We start from the raw sequence: 21,654 nt of genomic DNA on the forward strand, positions 1-21,654 counted from the left end.
GGGAGTTCCTGGCCTCCTGGTCCTGGTGCCCCGGGTGTCAGACCAGGACCAGCAGGGCGATCAGGGCGAGGAAGGTGACGACGCCGGCGGCGACGGTGGCGGTGAAGCCCGCGGGGGTGAAGAGCCCGGCGTCGAGTTGGCGGCCGACGTCCCGGTAGCGCCAGGTGCCGTAGGCGGCCACCAGCAGGCCGGCGAAGAGAAGGATCAGTCCGGCGGCCACGGCCCGCTCGCCGCGGTGCGGGGCGAACTTGGCGATCGCTATGCCGAGCGAGGAGACGCTGATGCCGGTGCGCAGCCAGGCCAGGTAGGTGCGTTCGTTGGCCAGGTGGTCGCGGGCGGTGCTGCCGGTGTTGGGCCGAGGCGTTCCGGTGCCTTTCATGCCTCCTCCCGCAGTGGCAGAGGTGGCTCTCTGTTTCTAGTGTGGGTGGTGTGCCGTCGTACCGCTGCCCGGACGCGGAGGATGCACCGGGCCGGCCGGCAGACCCGCCGTATGCGGCGGCGCGATTCATCCATGCACCCGAGAACCCGGGGAACGAGTGCCGGCCGGTGGTGCCGGGCGCAGGCCGGCGGGACGGAGAGCCTCATGTCGCAGCCGTCATGGAAGGAGTACCGGCCGGGGGCGGCGTTCCCGGGGGTGATCGGACGAACCACGGAGGAGTCGCAGCCCGCGTGGCCGCAGCCGCTGCGGGCGGCGCCGGGCGTGCCGAACGTGCTGTTCATCGTGCTGGACGACACCGGGTACGGGCAGTTGGGGTGCTACGGCAGTCCGATCGCCACCCCGAACCTGGACTCGCTGGCCGAGGGCGGGCTGCTGTACAACAACATGCACACCACCGCCCTGTGCTCACCGTCGCGGTCCTGCATCATCACGGGCCGTAATCACCATGCCAACGGGATGGCCGGCGTGACCGAGATGGCCACCGGTTTCCCGGGCTACAACGGGCAGATCCCGTTCGAGAACGGGTTCGTCTCCGAGATGCTGCTCCAGCACGGCTACAACACCTACATGGTCGGCAAGTGGCATCTGATGCCTTCCGAGCAGGAGTCGGCAGCGGGCCCGTACGAGCGCTGGCCGCTGGGGCGCGGTTTCGAGCGGTTCTACGGCTTCCTGGGCGGGGACACCAGCCAGTGGTATCCGGAACTGGTCTATGACAACCACCAGGTCGAGCCGCCGGCCACACCCGAGCAGGGCTACCACCTGACCCCGGACCTGGTGGACAAGGCGATGGCGTTCATCGCCGACGCCAAGCAGGTCGCCCCGGACAAGCCGTTCTTCCTGGACTTCTGCACCGGCGCGACGCACGCCCCGCACCACGTGCCCAAGGAGTGGGCGGACCGGTACCGGGGACGGTTCGACGCGGGCTGGGACGCCTACCGCGAGGAAACCTTCGCCCGGCAGAAGGCGCGCGGCGTGGCACCGGCGGATGCCCAGCTGTCCCGCCATGACCCGGACGTACCCGAGTGGGACTCTCTGAGCCCGGACGCGCGGCGCCTGGCGGCGCGGATGATGGAGGTCTACGCGGGGTTCCTCACGCACACGGACCATCACATCGGGCGGCTGCTGGCCTTCCTGAAGGAGATCGGCCAGTTCGACAACACCCTGATCATGGTGGTCTCCGACAACGGCGCGAGCCCCGAGGGCGGCGTCACCGGCACCGCCAACGAAGCGCAGTTCTTCAACAACGCCCCCGAGTCGCTGGAGGACAGCCTGCGCTCCATCGACGAACTCGGCGGCCCCACCACCTTCAACCACTATCCGTGGGGCTGGACCTGGGCCGGCAACACCCCCTTCAAGCGGTGGAAGCGGGAGACCTACCGCGGCGGCGCCAGCGACCCGTTCCTGGTCCACTGGCCGAGCGGCTTCACGTCCCGCGGCGAGATCCGCACCCAGTACGCGCACCTGATCGACATGGTCCCCACGGTGCTGGACGCCCTGGGCATCGAACCGCCGGGCACCATCCGGGGCGTGACCCAGTCACCGCTGCACGGCGTGAGCTTCGCCCACACCTTCGACAACGCCGACGCCGAGAGCGACCACCACACCCAGTACTTCGAGATGATCGGCCACCGTGCCATCGACCACGACGGCTGGCGGGCGGTCTGCCCCTGGCCCGGCCCGTCGTTCGCCGAGGCCGGCCGCTCCTTCGGCACCCCGATCACCGTGCAGGACCTCTCCGACCTGGACGCCCACCACTGGGAGCTGTACCACGTCGACGAGGACTTCGCCGAGACCCGCGACCTCGCGGCCGAGCAGCGCGACAAGCTGCTGGAGATGGTCGCCCTGTGGTACGTGGAGGCCGGCAAGTACAACGTGCTGCCCATCGACGGCAGCGGCGTACAGCGGATGATGACCCAGCGCCCCCAGATCACCGAGGCCCGCACCAGCTACACCTTCCGCCCCGGCACCCAGTCCCTGCCGGCCGCGGTCGCCCCACGCGTGCTCAACCGTCCGCACAGCATCACCCTCGACGTCGACATCCCCGCCGGCGGTGCCGAGGGCGTCCTGATCTGCCAGGGCACCGACGCGGGCGGATTCGCGCTGTTCCTCAAGGACGGCCGGCTGCGCTACACCCACAACTACGTCCGCCGTGCCCTGTACCGCCTGTCCGCCCCGGACTCGGTACCCGAGGGCCGCCATGAGCTGCGGTTCGAGTTCGAGCCCACGGGCAAGCCCGACATCCAGCACGGTCAGGGCACTCCCGGCAAGGCCCAGCTCTACATCGACCGCCGGCTCGCCGCCGAGACGGACGTCCCCGTCACCACCCCGGTCATGTTCAACCCCGGCGGCCTGACCTGCGGCAGCAACCCCGGCTCGGCAGTGGACCCCGACTACACCTCGCCGTTCCCCTTCACCGGCACCCTGCACACCGTGACCGTGGACCTGTCCGGAGAGCTGATCACCGACATCCACAGCGAGATGCGCATGCACCTGGCCCGCCAGTAAACGGAGCCACCACCCTCAGCTCGTTCAACCGGCTTCGTCCAGCAGCCACCCGAGCCGGATGTCGAACCACATCCGCTCCTCCTCCCGGGCCCGCACCACGGAGACCAGCCGACGGCTCAGCCCGGTGACGGTCCACGACTGCCACCGGTGGCCCGCCAGGAACGCCACCAGAACATCCAGCAGCTCCTGATCGGCGTCAGGGCTCGGATGACCGGCATCAGGGCTCGGACCGGAAGGCTGGACGAGGTCCATCGCCACTACCGCACGGCGGCACACCGCCTCCGCCGTGAACGACCGCCACGCAAGCGGCGCCAGCGCCTGGCACACCGCGGCCACGCGGGCATCGTCCCCGGTCACCCGTTCCACCGCTCCTCCAAGATCACCCGAAATGCGTTTTGAGCGCGCAGTCGCCTCATGCTAGGTCGCTGCCCTGATTGCCCGGCCCTGAACGTGGCTGGGATCACGCACGCCGTCCGGGCCTGCGCCGACAGGCTGAATGGGCGCAGCCGCCTCCGCGTGCGTGCGGCAGTGGCGTGATGTCCGGGACATAACGTACGCGGGGTGAGCGGCCGACAACAGGAAGAGCGGCGAACGGTGAAAAGCGAGCCGTCGGGCAGGTCGCTGCAGACACCCCGGGCAGCGGGCATGTCAGGGATCGTGTTCGCGGTCGTCCTGGCCGCGACCCTCGTCCTGGTGCACAGCGCGATCCCGGGTGGGCCGGGGCACGGCACGGCATGGCTGGACAGGGCCGGCAGTCGTGACGCGGCGCGGGCGGCGCTTGCGGTGCTCCCCTTCGCCGGGATCGCCTTCCTGTGGTTCATGGGAGCGGTGCGCAGTCACTTCGGGGAGGCCGAGGACAAGTTCTTCGCCACCGTTCTCCTCGGCAGCGGACTGCTCTTCGCCGCGGCGCTGTTCGGGCTCGCCGCGACCGCCGGTGGCCTGCTCGCCGCTTCCGGCAGCCCTCGGGCCGGGGCCGCGCTGCGCGTGTGGGAGAACGGGCGGGACTCGTCGTTCACCCTGCTGAGCAGCTACGGCATGCGGATGGCCGCGGTGTTCACCGCCTGTGTGTCGACGATCGGCCGCCGCCTCGGAGCCTTCCCGCCCTGGCTGGCCTGGCTCGGCTACCTCATCGCCGTGATCCTGCTGTTCGTCGCGCCCAGCTCGGCGTGGTTCGAGCTGGCGTTCCCTCTGTGGGTCCTGCTGGTCAGCATCCACATGCTGGCGACGGCCGGCGGCAGGCAGCGGACACCGCGCGCGGGAGGCGTCTCCTGAGTTCCGGGAGCGCGTCGGACTGGACAGCGGGCGGCGGATGAGCGAATGAGCGAGGTGCTTGGGACGGCCGGAACGGCCGCGGCGATGTTCACCGGCACCAACCTCGACGACCTGGTCGTGGTCACAGTGCTGTTCACGGCGAGCCGCGCGGACGGGCGGCCCGCCACGTGGCAGATCTGGGCGGGGCAGTATGCCGGGATGGTGCTGTTGTCGGGGCTCTCCATGGTGGCAGCGCTCGGCCTCACGGCCGTCTCCGGGGGGTGGATGGGCCTTCTGGGGCTCGTGGCGTCGGGCCTGGGCGTACGGGGTCTGGTCGCCAACGTCCGAGAAGGAGATGACGGCCCGGACACAGATGCCAGCCGGTGCGGCGTGCGGGTCCGTGGCAACGGAGCCATGTCCGTGACCCTGCTCGCAGTCGCCACCGGCGCCGACAACGTCTCCGTCTACACTCCGGCCTTCCGGGTCGTCGGGCCCTCGGCCATCGCGGTGATCATGACCGTGTTCGCGGCCGGGGTGGCCGTGTGGTGCCTGGCCGGGGCGTGGCTGAGTTCCCGCGAGATCTGGGCCGCAGTCGTCGAGCGTCATGTCCGTTGGGTGGTGCCGTGCGTGTTCATCGTCGCCGGAGCCGCCGTCATGGCCGCCGCCGCGGGCCAACTGCTCTAGCCGGTTGCAGGAGAGGGCGCTGACCACCCGGCTCCATGATGCGCTGCGAGGTGGTCCCGGCGATCCTGGACATGTGCCCAGCGCCATGTTCCGCAGCGACGGGACTGCCCGGCATCCCCCGGATCAGCCGCAGACCGACTATGCGGGAGCGATATACGGCTCCCTGCTGGCCGCGTCCGTGATAGCCGGGGCCGCCGGGGTGTACGCCTCGTTCCCCCGCCTCGGACTCGTGGTGCTCCTCCTCGCCACCGGCATCGTGTTCTGGGCCGCACATGTCTATGTCCACCTGGCCGGAGAGCGGGTACGCGGGCAGCCCATGACCTGGGCCCAGGTGCGCAGGGTGGCCGGCCACGAGTGGCCGATGGTCCAAGCCGCGGTACCGCCCGCCGTGGCCGTGGCGATCAGCCCCCTGCTGGACCTGGGGCTGCCCGAAACCGCGTGGTTCGCACTGGGGGTCGCCCTTGCCGAGCAGGTCGCCTGGGCGACGGTCGCCGCCGCCCGCGCCGGCGCCTCCCGCCGGGTCATGGCACTGTCCGGCCTGCTGAACCTCCTGCTCGGCCTGGTCATCGTCGCCGCCAAGACGGCCGTCCATCATTAACTCCCCGGGCGGCGGCGCGTGTTACGAGCGTGAAGGGACGGCCGACGCGTCGAAACCTGCTGTGTGCGTGCAGGAAAGCCACGGCACGTACGGCCCCAAGATCTCGCTCTCGGCTCCGGGCCGGACTCCGGTGTCGGGGCAGTGGGATCAGGCGGGGCCCGACCCGGGCCGGTCGTCCCCGCTGCGAGCCGATCGGCCCTTCCCCGCAGGACGGCCACCACCGGACGATGAAGGTGCCGCGGGCCCGCTCCGTGGCACGGAGAGCGCTGCCCGCCGAGCGACGGGCGCGGCACCACTCAGAGGGTGAGGCGAGGTTCCATGGACGAGACGCTGTCCCTCGGCCGGATCGGCGGAGTGCGGGTGGGACTGCACTGGAGTGTCCTGGTCATCGTCGCCCTGGTGACGGTCGCGCTCGCGCGCGGGCGGTTTCCCGATGCCCACCCGGGCCACCCCGCCATCGTGTACTGGGCGCTCGCCCTGCTGGCTGCGGTCGTCTTCCTCTGCTCACTGCTGGCACACGAACTGGCGCACGCCGTGGTCGCCCGTCGCAACGGCGTTCAGGTGGACGGCATCACCTTGTGGATGCTGGGTGGTGCCGCCCGTCTGCACAGTGAGGCCCCGACGCCGGCCGCGGAGCTGCGTATCGCGGGCGTGGGTCCACTCACGAGTCTGGTGGCCGGAGGCGTACTGGCGGGCGTCGCCGCGGGGCTGGACGCGCTCCATACGTCCGGGCTCGTGGTCGAGGCGTTTGCCTGGCTGGCCGCGATCAACGTTCTGCTGGCCGTGTTCAACGCGCTGCCCGCCGCACCGCTGGACGGGGGGCGGCTTCTGCGCGCGTTCTTGTGGCATCGCACGGGCGATCGACTGCGGGCCACTCGCGGAGCCTCGGCGGCGGGCCGTGCGCTGGGCTGGTTCATGGTGGTGACCGGTTTCGCTGCCGTGCTGTTCGGGCGTGACCTGTCCGGTCTGTGGCCCGCGCTGATCGGCTGGTTCCTCATCGGCGCGGCCACCGCCGAGGCCCGCCAGGCCGAGATGCGCAGCGCGCTGGGTGGTGTCCCGGTCAGCAGGGTCATGACCGCGGATCCGGTCACCGTGCCGGCGACGGCGACCCTCGCCGATTTCCTCGCGGAGGGGCCCTTCGGCCAGTACCGGCACTCGGCGTTCCCGGTGCTGGCGGCGGACGGCTCGGTGGCTGGAGTGCTCACCCTGCGGCGCGTCGACGCGACGCCACCCGAAGCCCGCGCGAGCACGAGGGCTGACGAGGTGATGCGTCCCCTCACCGACGTCGTCACGGCCGAGCCCGGCGAACCCGTCCTCGACCTTCTCCCCCGTCTGGAGACGAGCCCTGTACGCCGGGCGCTGGTCCTCGACCAGGGCCGTCTGGTCGGCATCCTCACCGTCGCCGACATCACCCGTGCCCTGGCCTGGCCCACCGTGTCCGCCCCCGCCCGGCACTGATGGCCGCCCGGTATCGGTCGCAACTCGAAGGAGGTGCGTAGTGACGAGCGCGGTGTCATCCACCGATTCGGCCGCTCCGGTTCCCCTGGCGGCCTCGAAACGCGGACTGCTTCCTGGCATACGCGACCAGGTCTTCGGGAACCTGTACCTGACCGACAAGAAGAGCGGCACGGAGTTCGACACCGACGACGAAGCGGTGCTGCACACCCTGACCGCGGCGGCCGGTGTCGAGATCGAAAACGCCCGGCTCTACGCCGGCGCGCGACGCCAGCAATGAGCTGACCCGAAGCCTGCTGTCCGGCGCGGAGCCGGCCGCGGTGCTGGAGTCTTTCACCGCCACCGTGCGGGCGATGGCGGGCACGGATCTGGTCACCTTGGCCTACCGGTCGGTGACCGTGGTGAGTTGGTCAGGTCATCGAGGCCTCCTCGGGCGCTCTGGCCGAGGAGGTGCGCGGCCTCGCGCCGCCCGCCACGGCACTGGCCGCGAAGGTCCACACGTCCGGGGAGACGATCACCAGCAAGGCTGTGACCGCCGACTCGCGCGCCGACGGCGGCAGCGCCTCGGTTGTGGAGCTCGGACCGGCGGCTCCCTCTTCACCGAAGCCGTGGTCGACATGGTCACCGGGTTCGGCAACCAGGCCGCTCTGGCTCTGGACGTCGCCGAGCACCGGCGGGACACCGAGCGCCCGGTCGTCCTCAACGACCGTGACAGGATCGCCCGGGACCTGGACGACACCATCAAGATCATCCGCTCCACCATCTATGCCCTCCGCGAGCACGATCAGGCCCGTCGCGGCAGCGGGTTGTGTGCCCAGCTCGTCGCGGCCACCGAGCGGGCCACGGAGTCGCTCGGCTTCGCCCCCGCGCTGCGCATGACCGGCCTGCTGGACACGGCCGTCTCCGCCGAACAGGCCGAGCAACTGCTGGCCGTGCTCGGCGAGGCCCTGTCCAACGCCGCCCGGCACGCGCACGGCACCACCGTAGACATCGGCGTCGAGGCCACCAACTCCGCACTGAAGCTGCGCGCGGCCGACAACGGCCGAGGAATCGACCCGGCGGTCACCGCCACAGCGGCCTGGCCAACCTGCGCCGACGCGCGGAGGAGACGGGTGGCTCGTTCAGCCTGTCCTCGAACCAGCCGAGGCGGCACGGTCATCGAATGGGTCGTGCCGCTCTCGTCTGCGAAGTGACCCTTCCGGCCGTCGCCGCAAGCCGAACCGCCCGGAGGATGTGCAGGATCACGGGATGCGTGCACACGAGCGTCAGCCGGCCGCCGCGCTCCTCGACCGGCGGCGGGCGGGCGCCGGTGATACCCCGGCGGCACTGTCAGGCGTCGCCGGGGCCGCAGGTGGTGCGGGACGGGGTTGTTCAGCCGTCCCAGGTCCAGTCGGCCACCTCGGGGAGGTCCATGCCGTGTTCGCGGATCCAGACGTGGTGGCGCTGTCGTACGTCCTCCATGGCCTGGCGCACGGCGGCTGCCCGGACGGCGAGGCCGGGGACGCGGTCGATGACGTCCATGACCAGGCGGTAGCGGTCGAGGTCGTTGCTCACCACCATGTCGAACGGCGTGGTGGTGGTTCCGATCTCCTTGTAGCCGCGCACGTGCAGGTTGCGGTGACCGGTGCGGCGGTAGGCGAGGCGGTGGATCAGCCACGGGTAGCCGTGGTAGGCGAAGAGGACCGGCTTGTCCGGGGTGAACAGCCCGTCGTACTCGAAGTCCGTCATCCCGTGCGGGTGTTCCTCGGCGGGCAGCAGCCGGGCGATGTCCACCACGTTCACGACCCGCACGGCCAGCTCGGGCAGGTGGCGGCGCAGCAACTGAGCTGCGGCCAGTACTTCCTGGGTCGGAACGTCGCCCGCGCAGGCCAGCACGACGTCCGGCTCGCGCGAGCCGTCCTCGGTGCCCGCCCACTCCCAAATGCCCGCCCCGCGTGCGCAGTGAACCTTCGCTTCCCCCATCGACAGCCAGTCGAAGCAGGGTTGTTTGCCGGCGACGACCACGTTGACGTAGTCACGGCTGCGCAGGATGTGGTCGGCGACCGACAGCAGGGTGTTGGCGTCCGGCGGCAAATAGACCCGTACCGCCTCGGGACTCTTGTTCAGGATGTGGTCGACGAAGCCGGGGTCCTGGTGGGAGAAGCCGTTGTGGTCCTGGCGCCACACGTGCGACGTGAGCAGGTAGTTGAGGGAGGCGATGGGGGCCCGCCAGGGCAGGCGCCGAGTAGTACGCAGCCATTTGATGTGCTGGTTGACCATCGAGTCGACGATGTGCACGAACGCCTCGTAGCAGGAGAACAGCCCGTGCCGGCCGGTGAGAAGGTAGCCCTCCAACCAGCCCTGGCATGTGTGTTCGGACAGGATCTCCATCACCCGGCCGTGCCGGTCGAGGTGTTCGTCCACGGGCAGTGTCTCGGCCTGCCACGCCTTGCCGCTGGCCGCGTACACGGCTTGAAGGCGGTTGGAGGCGGTCTCGTCGGGGCCGACCAGGCGGAAGTCGCGCCGGTCGGCGGTGGCCGCCATGACGTCCTGGAGCATGTCGCCGAGGACGCGGGTGGGCTCGTGCAGGGTGGCGCCGGGCTTGTCGACCTCGACGGCGTACTTCTCCAGCGGAGACAGGGGCAGTTCACGCAGCAGGAGTCCGCCGTTGGCGTACGGGGTGGCTCCGAGCCGCCGGGCGCCGTGCGGGATGCAGGCGAGTACGTCCGGTCGCGGGGCGCCTTGTTCGTCGAACAGTTCCTCCGGCCGGTACGAACGCAGCCACTGCTCCAGTTGGCGCAGGTGCTCGGGGTTGTCCCGTACGGCGGCCAGGGGCACCTGGTGAGCCCGCCAGGTGCCCTCCACGGGAAGGCCGTCGACCTCGGCGGGGCCGGTCCAGCCTTTTGGGGTGCGCAGCACGATCACCGGCCAGCGGGGCCGGTCGGTGACACCGTCCTCGCGGGCCGCGCGCTGGATCGCGGCGATGCGGTCCACAGCGGTGTCCATGGCCCGTGCCATCGCGCCGTGGACGGCGGCCGGGTCGTCGCCGGTGACATGGATCAGGTCGTGGCCGTAGCCGCGCAGGAGTTCGTCGAGCTCGGACTCGGGCAGCCGGGACAGCACCGTCGGGTTCGCGATCTTGTAGCCGTTCAGGTGCAGGATCGGCAGCACGGCGCCGTCATGCACCGGGTCGAGGAACTTGTTGGAGTGCCAGGAGGCGGCCAGCGGTCCGGTCTCCGCCTCACCGTCACCGATCACACAGGCGACCAGCAGGCCGGGGTTGTCCAGGGCCGCGCCATAGGCATGAGACAGCGAGTAGCCCAGTTCACCGCCCTCGTGGATCGACCCCGGCGTCTCCGGAGCGACGTGGCTGGGCACACCGCCGGGGAAGGAGAACTGCTTGAACAGCCGGGCCATGCCGGCCGCGTCCCGCGTGACGTCGGGGTACGTCTGCGAGTAGGAGCCCTCCAGCCAGGAGTTGGCCAGCACCGCGGGTCCGCCGTGACCGGGACCCCAGACGCACAGGGCATCCAGATCGCGGGTCTTGATGACACGGTTGAGGTGCGTGTACACCAGGTTCAGACCCGGAGACGTGCCCCAGTGACCCAGCAGCCGAGGCTTGACGTGCTCCGGGCGCAGCGGTTCGGTCACCAGGGGGTTGGCCATGAGGTAGATCTGGCCGACCGAGAGATAGTTCGCGGCGCGCCAGTGGGCGTCCAGCGACCTCAGCTCGTTCTCGGTGAGCTGGGTGGGCGCCTGCTGCTGGTCGACAGACATCGGGTTTCCCTTCCGTGTCGGATCAGTGGCCGGAGCGAGGGGTGCCGGTGCACCACACCACACTCCGACGGTCCACCGGGTACCCGACAGGGCCGTTCGGGCTACACCGCCCAGGGCCGAACCGGACACCATGCCGCATGCCGCGCCGAAATGCGGCAGTCCGTGCCGATCACCGTGTGCGTTCCCAACCCAGAGGCGGGGCGCGGGCGCAGACTTGCACAACGGCTTCGGTAGACGACGTACGGGCGGGTGAGGTGGGCGGTTCCAGTCGGAGGCGGTGGCGATGGCCGAGTGACCGCACGTGCAGCCGTGCAGTGGCGGGCCCCTCGCGGGCAGGCGCTTTCCCCGCCGGACGGCGGCGAGCGGCAACGGCTCCGTGGGATCCGGCAGCAGCTGGGGCACGGGGGAGGTCGGCGCGGGAGGCAGCGACGCGCAGGTTGAACAGTGCCGCTCCGCAGCCGAGGTGCAACGTGCCGTTCCCGGGGTCGCGCCTCCCTCACAGCACGCGGTCTCGGCTCGTCCAGGCGAGTACCCCGGCTCTGCGGGCGCGGACCCCCGGAAGTCGCGCGGCGCGTGCCGGCGGACATCGGGCGGACATCAGGCTGTGTCGGGGCGGACCAGCACGTTGGCGCCGGAGCGGCCGGCGAAGTAGTCCTCGATGTTGGCCACGGTGGTCCGGGCGATCTGGCCGACGGCGTCCCTGGTGAAGTACGCCTGGTGCGAGGTGACGAGGACGTTGCTGAATGTCATCAGCCTCGCGAGGCGTTCGTCGGTCATCACCTCCAGCGACTTGTCCAGGAAGAACACACCGGCCTCCTCCTCGTACACGTCGAGACCTACACCCGTCAGCCGCCCCGCGCGCAGGGTCTCCAGCAGGGCGGCGGTGTCCACCAGCCCGCCGCGGCTGGAGTTGACCAGGATCGCGTCGTCCTTCATCAGGGCCAGGGCCTCGGCGTCGACGAGGTGATGGGTCTCCGGCAGCAGCGGCACATGCAGGCTGACCAGGTCTGCCTCGGCGAACAGCCGCTCGCGCGTGACGTACTCCATCCCGAGGGCGAGGCAGTCGGGATTCTCCACGATGTCCCAGCCCAGCAAGCGCATCCCGAACCCATGGGCGATCGTCGCGAACGCTGTACCGATCTTGCCGGTGCCCACCACCCCGGCCGTACGGCCGCGCAGATCGCGGCCCATCAGTCCGTCGAGCCGGAAGTCGAACTCCCGGGTACGGTGCGCGGCCCGGACGATCCGGCGGTTGACGGCCAGCGCCAGCGTCCAGGCGAACTCGGCGACCGAGTACGGCGAGTAGTACGAGACCCGGGCCACCGTGAGCCCGAGTTCCCTGGCGGCGTCCAGGTCGATGTTGTTGTAACCGGTGGACCGTTGGGCGATCATCCGGGTGCCGCCCTTGGCGAGCGAGCGCAGGACCTCGGCGTCCAGGGTGTCATTGACGCTGCTGAGGACGACCTCGTTGCCCGCGGCGGTCGGCACGGTGTCCCGGTCCAGGAACATTCCGAGACACCGCAGCTCACGCCGGCCGCCGAACGCCTTGTCGAAGGCTTCCCTCAGCAACGGCTCCTCGTCCGCGAGAACGCCGTACGCGACGATCTCCACCTGCTGCTCCTCCCGCCGGAATCAAGCGATCACCTCTCCACCGTAGGCCGGGGCCGCCGAGGTGCGGGAGGGCCGATGGGGTCAGGAAGCGGACCCCGTTGTCCTCGGACGCCGGGCCACCCCGACGACGGCCAGCGGGCAGCGGACGTGGTGGACCGGCGCATGGGTGACGGGGCCGATGCGTGCAAGCGGTCAGCCGTTCGGCCAGACGGTGATCAGTCCTCGGCGACCAGCGCTGTCAGGTCGAGGAGCCGGTTGGTGTACCCCCACTCGTTGTCGTACCGGCCGAAGACCTTGACGAGGGCGCCGTTGGCCCGGGTCAGGGCCAGGTCGAAGACGCAGGAGACCGGGGCGCCGCTGACGTCGCGGGAGGCGGTGGGGGCCGTCGCCTTCGGCATCGACCGCGGCCTGCTGACCACCGTCCACGGCTACACCGATGACCAGGACCTTGGCCATCGGCGCGAGACAGTTGGTGGTGCGTCAGGCGGCCGAGATGATCCGGTCGCGATGGCGGTCGTGGGTGTCCTCGTTGACGCCCATGACGATGCTGGCGTCCACGTCCTTGCCGGGCGCCGACGGGAGCACGGTGTGCGCGCCCGTCTTCAGGTGCAGGGCGGCCGGGTCGCGCCCGGCAGTGACGTTGATGCGCCTGCCGTCGCCGGAGGTCGAGTCGTACGCGCGCAGATGGGTGCGGCCGAAGCGGCCGAAGCCGTTGATGCCGACACGTACGGTCATGGTGAGGGGTTCCTCTGCGGCAGGGGATCCGGGGCGAGCCGTGGACGTCGGGATCAGGGGTGTCAGGAGTGCGCTGCTGCCCGCCGGTGAGTACGGTGGCGTCCAGGTGCTCGACTTGGGCGTGGGCGGTGTCATGAGCCGCCGCGCGGGGAGGCGGCATGGGCGGCAAGAACGCGGCGAGGCTGCCGCTCAAGACGTACGAGAAGGAACTGCTCCGGCTGCAGACGGAGCTGGTGAAGCTGCAGGAGTGGGTGCGCTCCGAAGGCGCCCGGCTGGTGGTGGTCTTCGAGGGCCGGGACGCGGCCGGCAAGGGCGGCACCATCCAGCGGGTCACGCAGTACCTCAACCCGCGCCTCGCCCGTATCGTGGCGTTGCCCAAGCCCACCGAGCGCGAGCGCGGCCAGTGGTACTTCCAGCGGTATGTCGAGCATCTTCCGGCCACCGGGGAGATCGTGCTGTTCGACCGGTCCTGGTACAACCGGGCCGGGGTCGAGCACGTGATGGGTTTCTGTACGGAGGACGAGCACCGGCTCTTCCTCCGACAGTGCCCGATCTTCGAGCGGATGCTGGTGGAAGACGGGATCCTGCTGCGCAAGTACTGGTTCTCCGTCAGCGACACCGAGCAGCAGGAGCGGTTCAGGCGCCGCCTGAAGGACCCCTTGCGGCGCTGGAAGCTGTCGTCGATGGACCTGGAGTCGATCACCCACTGGGAGGCCTACTCGCGGGCCAAGGACGAGATGCTGGTCCACACGGACATCACCGAGGCGCCGTGGTACATCGTGGAGAGCGACGACAAGCGCCGGGCCCGGCTGAACATGATCGCCCACTTGCTGAGCACCGTACCCTACCACCACGTGCCGCCGCCGGTACTGGAGCTTCCGCCCCGGCCTGCGTCCACCGGCTACGAGCGCCCGCCGCGCGACCTGCAGACCTACGTCCCCGATCACGCGGCGAGCCTCTGAGCAGCCGGTCACCGCGGTCACGCCCGCTGCGGTACCAGTGCTGCCGGGCCGAGTCAGAGCCGCTGACCGATCTGGCGGTTGGTCAGCCCCTGCCCGATCAGGGCCAGGATCTCGCGCTCACACCCCGTCAGGGGTGTCGACACGGTCGGGGTCAGGCAGTCTCCGGTACGACGGCCACCGGGCACGCGGCGTGGTGCAGTACCCCGTGGGCGACGCGGCCGAGTTGCAGGCCGAAGTGGCCATGGCGGCGGCGTGCGCCGACCACCAGCAGATCGGCCTCGCGGGAAGCGGCCAGGAGGGCGTCGCGGGTGCGGGCCTCGACCGTGCGCCGTTGTACGCGCAAGCCGTCCGGTACGTCACGGAACGCCTCTTCCAGCGCTTCCACGGCCTGCTGCTCGTACAGATGGGCCGGTTCACCGGTGATCAGTGGATGGCCGGTGGTCGCATGTGCGGGCCGGCGCCAGGCCCGTACGGCCTCCAGCGGGACGCCACGCAGCAGGGCTTCCTCGATGGCGAACCGTACGGCGGCCGAGCCCGCCGGCTTCTCGCCGACTCCCAGGACGATGCGACCGTGCGCCCCCGGGTGGGCCTGGTTGTCGTGGCTGCCGCGCAGCACGATCACCGGGCAGTGCGCGTGAGCCGCCACCATGACGCTGACAGAGCCCAGCAGCGCCTCCGTCACGCCGCTGCGGCCGCGGCAGCCCATGACCACCGCGAGGGCCGTCTGGCTCTCCCGCACGAGCGCGTACTCCGGCGCGTCGGGGAACAGGAAGGTGGTGACTTGCACGCCCGGCTGCCGACGACGGCCCCGACGCTCGGCGGTGTCGACGATGTCCTCCGCCATCGTCTCCTCCGACGGCTTGCTCACGTCATGCGCGAGAAAACCGCCTTCGTAGCGCTCCCACAAAGACGCGTACACCAGCCGGAGTCCTGCCCCGCGCAGGGCGGCCTCGTCGGCCGCCCACTCCACCGCTCTCAGGCTCGGCTCGGAACCATCTACGCCGACGACGATCGGGAGGTCCATGCTGCTCACCGTTCCTCGAAGACCCTTACGGGCACTGCCTTCATGGGCCCCCAGCACAGACCGCCGTGTCAGCCGTGCGCCACGACGGCGACGGGGGCGGTGATGTGGTGCAGGGCGGCATGAGTGACATGGCCGATATGAGCACCGAAGGAACCGGTGCGGATGCGGCGGCCGACGACGGCCAGGGAGGCGTCGCGGGCGGCGTTGACGAGGACCTGCGCGGCGCTGCCGCACCGGCTCGCCTCGACCACGTGGACGCCCGGGAACTTCTGCTGCCAGGGACGCAGCACCTCGGCCAGGGCGGCGGCGTGCTCCCGCTCGAGCGAGTCGTAGAGTTCGGCGTCGCCGGGGAAGCGGTAGAAGGAGGTGGGCGGCTCGGGCCAGGCGTGCACGGCCCGCAGAGGCGCTTGCCTGCGTACGGCGGCGTCGAAGGCGAACTCCAGCAGCGTGTCGTCCGGGTGATCAGTGTCGAGGCCGAGCACCACGGGTCGGAAGGGCGTCGCGGCGGACGGCACGCCCGCCGGATCCATCGTGTGCTCGTCGGCGGCCTGTTCCCCCGCCCTCACCAGCACCACCGGCCGTTCCGCGCGCGCCACGACGGCCAGGCTCACCGAGCCGACCAGGAACCCGCCCATGCCGCCGAAGCCCCGCGAGCCCAGCACCAGCAGGTCGGCGGAGCCCGCCGCCTCGCACAGGATGTCGGCCACGGTTCCCGTGAGCGTCTCGGTGATCACCTCGATGCCCGGGTGCCGGAGACGGATTCCTTCCGCGGACTCACTCGGCATCTGCTCGGTCCAGCGCTGATGGGTCTCAGGGCCCAGCAGCGGGGCCTGGGCGAGGTGCTTGGGGAGTGGCTCCGGGACGTACACGATCTTCAGCGGCAGGCTGCGCAGCTGCGCTTCGCGCGCCGCCCATTCGGCGGCTGCACGGCTCTCGGGCGATCCGTCGAGGCCCACGGTGACGGTACGGGACATGGTCTCCACCTCCCGGTGAGGGTTCGACTCCAGCGTGATGACGTGGTCGTGATTCAGGTCAGGGGCCAGACGTCCCTCAGCGGGACCGACCGGCCTACCGTCATGCAACGGCTTGCGGGGTCCGTACGACAGTGGATCCTGAGAGCGGAGGACGAGCGCATGGCCGAGGGCTCGGGCAGACGTACGCCGGGGAGGGCCTTCCTGATGCCCCGGCTCGGCGCTGGGTTCGTCCGCCGGCCGGGCCTGCTCAAGGGCGACCTGATCGCGGGCGTCACGGTGGCCGCGTACCTCGTGCCGCAGGTCATGGCGTACGCGGGCGTGGCCGGTCTGCCGCCGGTCGCCGGCCTGTGGGCGATCCTTCCGGCGCTCGCGCTGTACGCGCTGTTCGGCTCCTCACGTCTGTTGTCCGTCGGCCCGGAGTCCACGACAGCCCTGATGACGGCCACGGTGGTCGGTCCGCTGGCCGGCGGCGCTCCCGGTCACTACGCCTCGCTGGCGGCGGCCCTCGCCCTCACGGTGGGGCTGCTGTGCGTGGTGGCCCGGGCTCTCCGGCTGGGCTTTCTCGCGGATCTGCTCTCCCGCCCGGTCCTGATCGGCTATCTCGCGGGCGTAGCGCTGATCATGGCGGTGGACCAGCTGCCCCGGCTCACGGGTGTGCGGACGAACAGTTCGCAGTTCCTGCCCCAACTGTGGTCGTTCTTCAGACATCTGTCGCAGTTGAACCCCTCGACCCTGGTTCTGTCCGCCGCCGCGCTGACGTTCCTCGTGGTGATGGCCCGCTTCGTCCCCAGGCTGCCCGGGCCCCTGATCGCCGTGGTCCTCGGTACCGCCGCCGTTGTCGCCTTCGACCTCGACGGCCGTTACGGCGTCGCGGTGATCGGCACGATGCCGTCCGGTCTTCCGTCGCCGGCCCTCCCCGATCTGGCGGGTTTGCCTCGCCTGGTGCTGCCGGCCTTCGGCGTGCTGCTCGTCGCGTACACCGATTTCATCCTCACCGCTCGAGCGTTCTCGGGCCCTGTCGGTGAGCGCCCGCTCGATGCCAACCGCGAGTTCCTGGCCCTGGGCGCGGCCAACCTGGGTGCCGGTGTGCTGCACGGCTTCCCCGTCAGCAGCAGCGCCAGCCGGACCGCGCTCGCCTCGTCCTCGGGTGCCCGCAGCCAGGCGTACTCGCTGGTCGCGGGAGCCGTGGTCCTGGCCGTTCTGCTGTTCCTCAGCCCGCTGCTGACCCGTACCCCGGCGGCTGTCCTCGGGGCACTCGTCGTGTACGCCGCGGCCCGCATGATCGACCTCGCGGGCTTCCGCCGGCTCGCGTCGTTCCGGCGCCGCGAGCTGCTCCTCGCCCTGGGCTGCCTCGCGGGCGTGCTCGCCCTGGACATCCTCTACGGGGTGCTCGTCGCTGTCGGACTGTCGGTGGCCGAGCTGCTCACCCGGGTTGCCCGGCCGCACGACGCGGTCCAGGGACTGGTGCCCGGGCTCGCGGGCATGCACGACGTCGACGACTACCCGCAGGCGCGCACGATTCCGGGCCTGCTGGTGTACCGCTACGACTCGCCTCTGTTCTTCGCCAACGCGGAGGACTTCCGGCACCGGGCACTGGCCGCGGTCGACGAACAGACCGAGCCGGTCCGCTGGTTCGTCCTGAACACCGAGGCCAACGTCGAAGTGGACATCACGGCCCTGGACGCCGTGGACGACCTGCGCCGCGACCTCGCGGGCCGCGGCATCGTGTTCGCTCTCGCCCGGGTCAAACAGGACCTCCTGGACGACCTGGAGGCGTACGGCCTCGCGGAGTCCGTCGGCGCCGAGCGTATCTTCCCGACCCTGCCGACGGCGGTGGAGGGATACCGGGCATGGTGCCGCGACCACTGATCGCCGCCCGGGCAGCCGGGAGCCGACCGCACGGCCCACCGGGGGCCGGATGGCCCCTGGCAACCCGTCCCGCACCGGCACACGCTGGTAACGGCAGGACCGACACAGCCCTCACGGAGTGATCATGTACGGCACCTCGCACATCGTCAGCGATGTCATGACCCACACGGTCGCCGCCGTCGGGCGGCGGGCCCCCTTCAAGGAGATCGTGCAGCTGATGCAGGACTGGCGGGTCAGCGCGCTGCCCGTGATCGAGGGCGAGGGCCGGGTGACCGGTGTGGTCTCCGAGGCCGATCTGCTGCCCAAGGAGGAACTCCGGGACGACCCCGATACGGGCTACCTCCAGCTGCGTCAGCCCGTCGACGTGGCCAAGGCCGGCGCCCTCACCGCCGGAGACCTCATGTCCTCCCCTGCCGTCACGATCCGGGCCGGCGCCACCCTGGCCGAGGCCGCGCGCACCATGGCACGCGAGGGGGTCAAGAGGCTGCCGGTGGTGGACGAGGCCGGTCTGCTGGCGGGCGTCGTCAGCCGTGCCGACCTGCTCAAGGTCTTCCTGCGCGACGACGAGGACATCGCCGAGGAGGTCCGGCGCGAGATCGTGTCGTACCTCTTCCCGCTGTCGTCGTCGGCCGTCCGGGTCGAGGTGCACGACGGAGTCGTCACGCTGACCGGCCGGATCCGCGACAGTGCGCTGGTGCCGGTGGCCGCGCGCCTGGTACGGGCCGTCGAGGGCGTGGTGGACGTGCAGTTCGACCTGGCGCACGACGACCCCGGAGTGAGTGGGGCCGGTCGGCCCTAGTGAGCGCGGAGCCGACGGGTGAATGATCGTCCGCATGGGCAGCTCGCGGTCTGTCCGTCCCCGGGGAACGAGAGGTCGCCATGACCGAGCCACGCGCCTTCACCGAGCAGGACCCGATCCGCGTGTTCCTGCTGGACGACCACGAGGTCGTACGACGGGGACTGACCGACCTGCTGGACGCCGAACCGGACATCACCGTGGTAGGCGACGCGGACACGGCCGAGCACGCCCTCACCCGCGGTCCGGCACTGCGCCCGGACGTCGCCGTGCTGGACGTACGGCTGCCGGACGGGGACGGCATCTCGGTCTGCCGGGAGCTGCGCAGCCGGATGCCGGAACTGGCGTGTCTGATGCTGACCTCGTTCGACGACGAGGACGCCCTGCTCGACGCCATCATGGCGGGGGCGTCCGGGTACGTCCTGAAACAGATCAAGGGATCCGACCTGGTCTCGGCCGTGCGCACCGTCGCCTCGGGCCAGTCGATGCTCGACCCGGCGACCACCGCCCGCCTCATGCGCTCGCTGCGCGCCGACCCGGCCGGGACACCGTCCCTCCCGCCGGAGCTGGCGGGCCTGTCACCACGGGAGCGGGACATCCTCTCCCTCATCGGCGACGGACTGACCAACCGGGAGATCGGCAAGAAGCTGTACCTGTCGGAGAAGACCGTCAAGAACCACATCTCCCGGCTGCTGGCCAAGCTCGGTGTGCAGCGCCGGGTCCAGGCCGCCGTCCTCGCCTCCCACCTCGACCAGCACGAGGCAGCGGATCACTCCGGCTCCGCACACTGAGGTCAGGCGGAGGTGAGAAGGTTCTTCACCTCGACGACGTCGGCGATGTTCTCCACCTCCGCCACCAGCCGAGCCGAGCTGGCCGGAGGCATCCGGCCCGTCAGCTCCACGATGCCGTCGTGCACGGCCACCTCCACGGCCTCCCGGTCGCTCGGCGAGCAGCACGCCTCGACGGTGGCCTCGACCTCCGCCCGGATTCCGGCGTCGTCCCTGATGAGGGCCTGCAGCAGCGCATTGCGGCGCACGACCCCGACCAGACGGCCCTCACGGTCGGTGACCGGAAGCCGCTTCAGCCGGGACAGTGCGGCAAGCCAAGCGGCCTCGGCGACCGTCGCGCGCGGCAGCACCGTGATCGCGGGGCTCGTCATCAGGTCGGCCGCGGTCTCGCCGCGGACCTTGCCGTACATCCGTCGCTCACGCAGCCTGCCGATGTGTGCCACCCGGTGGCCGGAGGCCTCGAAGGCGACCTTCGCCAGCAGATCGGACTCCGAGACGACCCCGACCACGTGGTCCTCGGCGTCCACGACCGGGGCCGCGCCGACCCGCTCGCGCGCCAGGAGACGGGCGATGTCGCGGTACGGCAGGTCGTCGGGCACGGAGGCGGCGGGCACGTCCATCACGTCCCGCACCAAGGGGATCCCGGCTTCGGGCGGTGAAGGCCGCTGCGGGGGCGAGGCGGCCGACGGCGCCGGACGTGCGGTGTCGCCTGCCGGGGCCTGCCCTTCGGCGCGCGCGTATGAGGCGGCAGCGGCCACGGCGCCCAGATAGCGGATCAGCCTGTCCTCCCGTGCCGCCTCGCCGGGGCTCCAGGGGCGGGAGGGCAGGTCCCGCCGGGCCGCGGCCTTCGCGGAGAAGTTCTCGTGTTCGTTCACGGCGGCCTCCCGACTCCGTCGCCTTGCCTACCGTCCCAGTCTGGCGCTGCTGCCACCCCTGCCAAGAGCCGAACGGCCCTGGTGGAACGGCGTGACGGCCCTATCCGGTGCGAGGCGGGGCGGGAACGGTGAGACTGAAGGAGCAGCCGACCGCGGGAGGCCGCCGATGAGTCTGCGGGACTTCCTGGAGCGGTTCCGTCCGGCGGGAACACCGGGGGCGTCCGTCACCGGCGTACCCGCCGACCGTACGGCGGAACGCGCCGCGGAGCTGGAGTCCGCCCTCGCGCAGCTGACGGACGTGCAGCGGGAAGCGGCGCGGATCCGGGCCGCGGCGGACGAGGCGGCCGAGGCCGTGCGGCAGGACGCCGCGCAGGAGGCGGCACGCATCGTCGCGGCCGCTCAGGAACGTGCTCCCGGGGTCCGCCGACAGGCCGCGGAGCCCTTCCTCCGCGAGGCGCGGAGGGAGGCGGACGCCCTGCGCGCGGCCGGGGACCGCTCCGCCGCGGCGGTCCGGGAGCGGGCCGGGCGGCGCATGCCGGATCTGGTGGACCGTACGGTGGCCGACGCACTGCGCCTGGCAGGTGGGCGAGGCGGAGGTGAGGCGTCATGAGTGCCGGCTGGGTCGCCGGTGCGGTGCGGGCCAAGGCGCTCGTCGGCCGGTGTCCGGGTGCAGGTGGAGCGCGGGAGATCGCAGCTTGTGGCACGCTCGACGACGCTCTGCGGTACCTGGCAGCGACCCCGTACTCGCGCTGCTCGCGGACGGCGGTCGGCCTGCCCGGGGCCCAGCGGGCGGTGACCGCCACGCTGCTGTGGCATCTGCGGGTGCTGGCCGGCTGGCTGCCCCCGGGCGGTGCCCGGCTGCTCGTTCCGCTCGCCGCCGGGTTCGAGATCGCCAACGTGGCTGCCCTGCTGCCCGCGCTGGACGGTCGCCGTGTGGAAGCCCCGGAGCCGTACCGGCTCGGGGCGCTGGAGACCGCCTGGCGGAGTCTGCGGCTCGCCGGTACACCTGCGGAACTGAGGGCGGCGCTCGCCGCCTCGCCCTGGGGCGATCCGGGAGGTGACACACCATGGGCCCTGGTCACAGGCATGCGGATGGCCGCCGCGCGGCGCACCGCTGTCGCCGTACCGCCCGCGCGCCGCTGGGCCCAGGGACGCGCGGTGCTGCTGACGGCCCGTGAGCTGTTCGTGCACCGGCGCTCCCTGCCGGAGCCCGCGCGGCGTGACGCGGCCCGGCTGCTCGGGGCGCGGGTGTCGGCCGCCGCCTCGTACCAGGAGTTTCGCGATCACCTCCCCTCGGCGGTCCGTTGGGTCCTGGCGGACATCGAGAAGCCA

20 protein-coding genes and 2 pseudogenes are annotated in these 21,654 nt (G+C 71.2%); 13 read left to right on the plus strand and 9 right to left on the minus strand.

Annotated elements, in window-relative coordinates; genetic code table 11:
- Window positions 1–37: 37 nt before the first annotated feature.
- Window positions 38–379: a YidH family protein gene (locus M878_RS52025; protein WP_023544367.1), complete on the minus strand. Its 342-nt coding sequence runs from the start codon at window positions 377–379 to the stop codon at window positions 38–40.
- A 204-nt stretch (window positions 380–583) separates the two neighbouring features.
- Here M878_RS52025 and M878_RS52030 point away from each other — a divergent pair, with 204 nt between their 5' ends.
- Window positions 584–2,944 (plus strand): arylsulfatase, encoded by a 2,361-nt coding sequence (locus tag M878_RS52030; protein ID WP_023544368.1) that lies wholly within the window; start codon window positions 584–586, stop codon window positions 2,942–2,944.
- 24 nt (window positions 2,945–2,968) lie between these two features.
- Here the strand turns inward: M878_RS52030 and M878_RS52035 are convergent, their stop codons facing one another.
- Window positions 2,969–3,301: a hypothetical protein gene (locus M878_RS52035; protein WP_023544369.1), complete on the minus strand. Its 333-nt coding sequence runs from the start codon at window positions 3,299–3,301 to the stop codon at window positions 2,969–2,971.
- A 288-nt stretch (window positions 3,302–3,589) separates the two neighbouring features.
- Here M878_RS52035 and M878_RS52040 point away from each other — a divergent pair, with 288 nt between their 5' ends.
- The 6 genes from M878_RS52040 (at window position 3,590) to M878_RS000000101305 (ending at window position 8,125) form a co-directional block, all read left to right on the plus strand.
- Window positions 3,590–4,216 (plus strand): hypothetical protein, encoded by a 627-nt coding sequence (locus M878_RS52040; RefSeq protein ID WP_023544370.1) that lies wholly within the window; start codon window positions 3,590–3,592, stop codon window positions 4,214–4,216.
- A 45-nt stretch (window positions 4,217–4,261) separates the two neighbouring features.
- The gene (locus M878_RS52045; protein WP_023544371.1) at window positions 4,262–4,879 is read left to right on the plus strand and encodes a cadmium resistance transporter; all 618 of its coding nucleotides are present in this window, start codon (window positions 4,262–4,264) and stop codon (window positions 4,877–4,879) included.
- 73 nt (window positions 4,880–4,952) lie between these two features.
- A complete protein-coding gene (locus M878_RS52050; RefSeq protein WP_342452705.1) occupies window positions 4,953–5,477 on the plus strand; it encodes a hypothetical protein in 525 nt (174 codons plus the stop codon).
- A 318-nt stretch (window positions 5,478–5,795) separates the two neighbouring features.
- A complete protein-coding gene (locus M878_RS52055; protein ID WP_023544373.1) occupies window positions 5,796–6,935 on the plus strand; it encodes a site-2 protease family protein in 1,140 nt (379 codons plus the stop codon).
- 40 nt (window positions 6,936–6,975) lie between these two features.
- Window positions 6,976–7,212 (plus strand): GAF domain-containing protein, encoded by a 237-nt coding sequence (locus M878_RS000000101300; protein WP_023544374.1) that lies wholly within the window; start codon window positions 6,976–6,978, stop codon window positions 7,210–7,212.
- A 337-nt stretch (window positions 7,213–7,549) separates the two neighbouring features.
- Window positions 7,550–8,125, plus strand: coding sequence for a sensor histidine kinase (locus M878_RS000000101305; protein ID WP_342452746.1), 576 nt, complete (start codon window positions 7,550–7,552; stop codon window positions 8,123–8,125).
- A 178-nt stretch (window positions 8,126–8,303) separates the two neighbouring features.
- Here the strand turns inward: M878_RS000000101305 and M878_RS52065 are convergent, their stop codons facing one another.
- The 3 genes and pseudogenes from M878_RS52065 to M878_RS93420 all read right to left on the minus strand — a co-directional run bounded on the left by M878_RS52065 (window position 8,304) and on the right by M878_RS93420 (window position 13,034).
- Window positions 8,304–10,688 carry a phosphoketolase family protein gene (locus M878_RS52065; RefSeq protein ID WP_023544376.1) on the minus strand — a complete coding sequence of 795 codons (2,385 nt, stop codon included), beginning with the start codon at window positions 10,686–10,688 and terminating at the stop codon, window positions 8,304–8,306.
- Window positions 10,689–11,285: 597 nt separating this feature from the next.
- Window positions 11,286–12,299, minus strand: coding sequence for a 2-hydroxyacid dehydrogenase (locus M878_RS52070; protein ID WP_023544377.1), 1,014 nt, complete (start codon window positions 12,297–12,299; stop codon window positions 11,286–11,288).
- 215 nt (window positions 12,300–12,514) lie between these two features.
- Window positions 12,515–13,034 (minus strand): annotated as a pseudogene (locus tag M878_RS93420) (hypothetical protein).
- 158 nt (window positions 13,035–13,192) lie between these two features.
- Between M878_RS93420 and ppk2 the strand changes: the two are divergent.
- On the plus strand, window positions 13,193–13,996 hold the full coding sequence (gene ppk2 / locus M878_RS52085; protein ID WP_023544380.1) for a polyphosphate kinase 2: 804 nt from the start codon (window positions 13,193–13,195) through the stop codon (window positions 13,994–13,996).
- Between the two features lie 56 nt (window positions 13,997–14,052).
- Here the strand turns inward: ppk2 and M878_RS95975 are convergent.
- The 3 genes and pseudogenes from M878_RS95975 to M878_RS52095 form a co-directional block, all read right to left on the minus strand.
- A pseudogene (locus tag M878_RS95975) lies at window positions 14,053–14,127 on the minus strand (DNA-binding response regulator); the annotation flags it as partial.
- 20 nt (window positions 14,128–14,147) lie between these two features.
- Window positions 14,148–15,020, minus strand: a complete 873-nt coding sequence (locus tag M878_RS52090; RefSeq protein ID WP_023544382.1) for a universal stress protein — start codon at window positions 15,018–15,020, stop codon at window positions 14,148–14,150.
- Window positions 15,021–15,088: 68 nt separating this feature from the next.
- On the minus strand, window positions 15,089–15,994 hold the full coding sequence (locus M878_RS52095) for a universal stress protein (protein WP_031223691.1): 906 nt from the start codon (window positions 15,992–15,994) through the stop codon (window positions 15,089–15,091).
- A 204-nt stretch (window positions 15,995–16,198) separates the two neighbouring features.
- Between M878_RS52095 and M878_RS52100 the strand changes: the two genes are divergently transcribed.
- The 3 genes from M878_RS52100 to M878_RS52110 all read left to right on the plus strand — a co-directional run bounded on the left by M878_RS52100 (window position 16,199) and on the right by M878_RS52110 (window position 19,450).
- On the plus strand, window positions 16,199–17,863 hold the full coding sequence (locus M878_RS52100; protein ID WP_245238357.1) for a SulP family inorganic anion transporter: 1,665 nt from the start codon (window positions 16,199–16,201) through the stop codon (window positions 17,861–17,863).
- Between the two features lie 124 nt (window positions 17,864–17,987).
- Window positions 17,988–18,662 (plus strand): CBS domain-containing protein, encoded by a 675-nt coding sequence (locus M878_RS52105; RefSeq protein WP_031223692.1) that lies wholly within the window; start codon window positions 17,988–17,990, stop codon window positions 18,660–18,662.
- An 80-nt stretch (window positions 18,663–18,742) separates the two neighbouring features.
- The gene (locus M878_RS52110) at window positions 18,743–19,450 is read left to right on the plus strand and encodes a response regulator (RefSeq protein ID WP_023544386.1); all 708 of its coding nucleotides are present in this window, start codon (window positions 18,743–18,745) and stop codon (window positions 19,448–19,450) included.
- A gap of 2 nt (window positions 19,451–19,452) precedes the next feature.
- On the opposite strand, the gene M878_RS52115 is transcribed toward M878_RS52110, so the two are convergent.
- Complete coding sequence (locus tag M878_RS52115) at window positions 19,453–20,322, minus strand: CBS domain-containing protein (protein WP_023544387.1); 870 nt, start codon at window positions 20,320–20,322, stop codon at window positions 19,453–19,455.
- 166 nt (window positions 20,323–20,488) lie between these two features.
- On the opposite strand from M878_RS52115, the gene M878_RS52120 reads away from it, so the two are divergent.
- Both M878_RS52120 and M878_RS46660 read left to right on the plus strand, forming a co-directional pair.
- Entirely contained in the window at window positions 20,489–20,932 is a 444-nt protein-coding gene (locus M878_RS52120) for a hypothetical protein (protein ID WP_023544388.1), read from the plus strand.
- The coding region (locus M878_RS46660) for a V-type ATPase subunit (RefSeq protein ID WP_037730042.1) at window positions 20,929–21,654 on the plus strand (726 nt) is incomplete at its 3' end. The genes M878_RS52120 and M878_RS46660, both read left to right, overlap by 4 nt.

It is taken from the genome of Streptomyces roseochromogenus subsp. oscitans DS 12.976 (assembly GCF_000497445.1).
GTDB lineage: Bacteria > Actinomycetota > Actinomycetes > Streptomycetales > Streptomycetaceae > Streptomyces > Streptomyces oscitans.

Excerpts from the sequence above, each read along its gene's own strand:
- M878_RS52025 (WP_023544367.1), bottom strand. The coding sequence starts at position 379 with ATGAAAGGCACCGGAACGCCTCGGCCCAACACCGGCAGCACCGCCCGC.
- M878_RS52065 (WP_023544376.1), bottom strand. The coding sequence starts at position 10,688 with ATGTCTGTCGACCAGCAGCAGGCGCCCACCCAGCTCACCGAGAACGAG.
- M878_RS52100 (WP_245238357.1), top strand. The coding sequence starts at position 16,199 with ATGCCCCGGCTCGGCGCTGGGTTCGTCCGCCGGCCGGGCCTGCTCAAG.
- M878_RS52055 (WP_023544373.1), top strand. The coding sequence starts at position 5,796 with ATGGACGAGACGCTGTCCCTCGGCCGGATCGGCGGAGTGCGGGTGGGA.
- M878_RS52090 (WP_023544382.1), bottom strand. The coding sequence starts at position 15,020 with ATGGACCTCCCGATCGTCGTCGGCGTAGATGGTTCCGAGCCGAGCCTG.
- M878_RS52110 (WP_023544386.1), top strand. The coding sequence starts at position 18,743 with ATGACCGAGCCACGCGCCTTCACCGAGCAGGACCCGATCCGCGTGTTC.
- M878_RS52095 (WP_031223691.1), bottom strand. The coding sequence starts at position 15,994 with ATGTCCCGTACCGTCACCGTGGGCCTCGACGGATCGCCCGAGAGCCGT.
- M878_RS52045 (WP_023544371.1), top strand. The coding sequence starts at position 4,262 with ATGAGCGAGGTGCTTGGGACGGCCGGAACGGCCGCGGCGATGTTCACC.
- ppk2 (WP_023544380.1), top strand. The coding sequence starts at position 13,193 with ATGGGCGGCAAGAACGCGGCGAGGCTGCCGCTCAAGACGTACGAGAAG.
- M878_RS52120 (WP_023544388.1), top strand. The coding sequence starts at position 20,489 with ATGAGTCTGCGGGACTTCCTGGAGCGGTTCCGTCCGGCGGGAACACCG.
- M878_RS000000101305 (WP_342452746.1), top strand. The coding sequence starts at position 7,550 with ATGGTCACCGGGTTCGGCAACCAGGCCGCTCTGGCTCTGGACGTCGCC.
- M878_RS52105 (WP_031223692.1), top strand. The coding sequence starts at position 17,988 with ATGTACGGCACCTCGCACATCGTCAGCGATGTCATGACCCACACGGTC.
- M878_RS52030 (WP_023544368.1), top strand. The coding sequence starts at position 584 with ATGTCGCAGCCGTCATGGAAGGAGTACCGGCCGGGGGCGGCGTTCCCG.
- M878_RS52040 (WP_023544370.1), top strand. The coding sequence starts at position 3,590 with ATGTCAGGGATCGTGTTCGCGGTCGTCCTGGCCGCGACCCTCGTCCTG.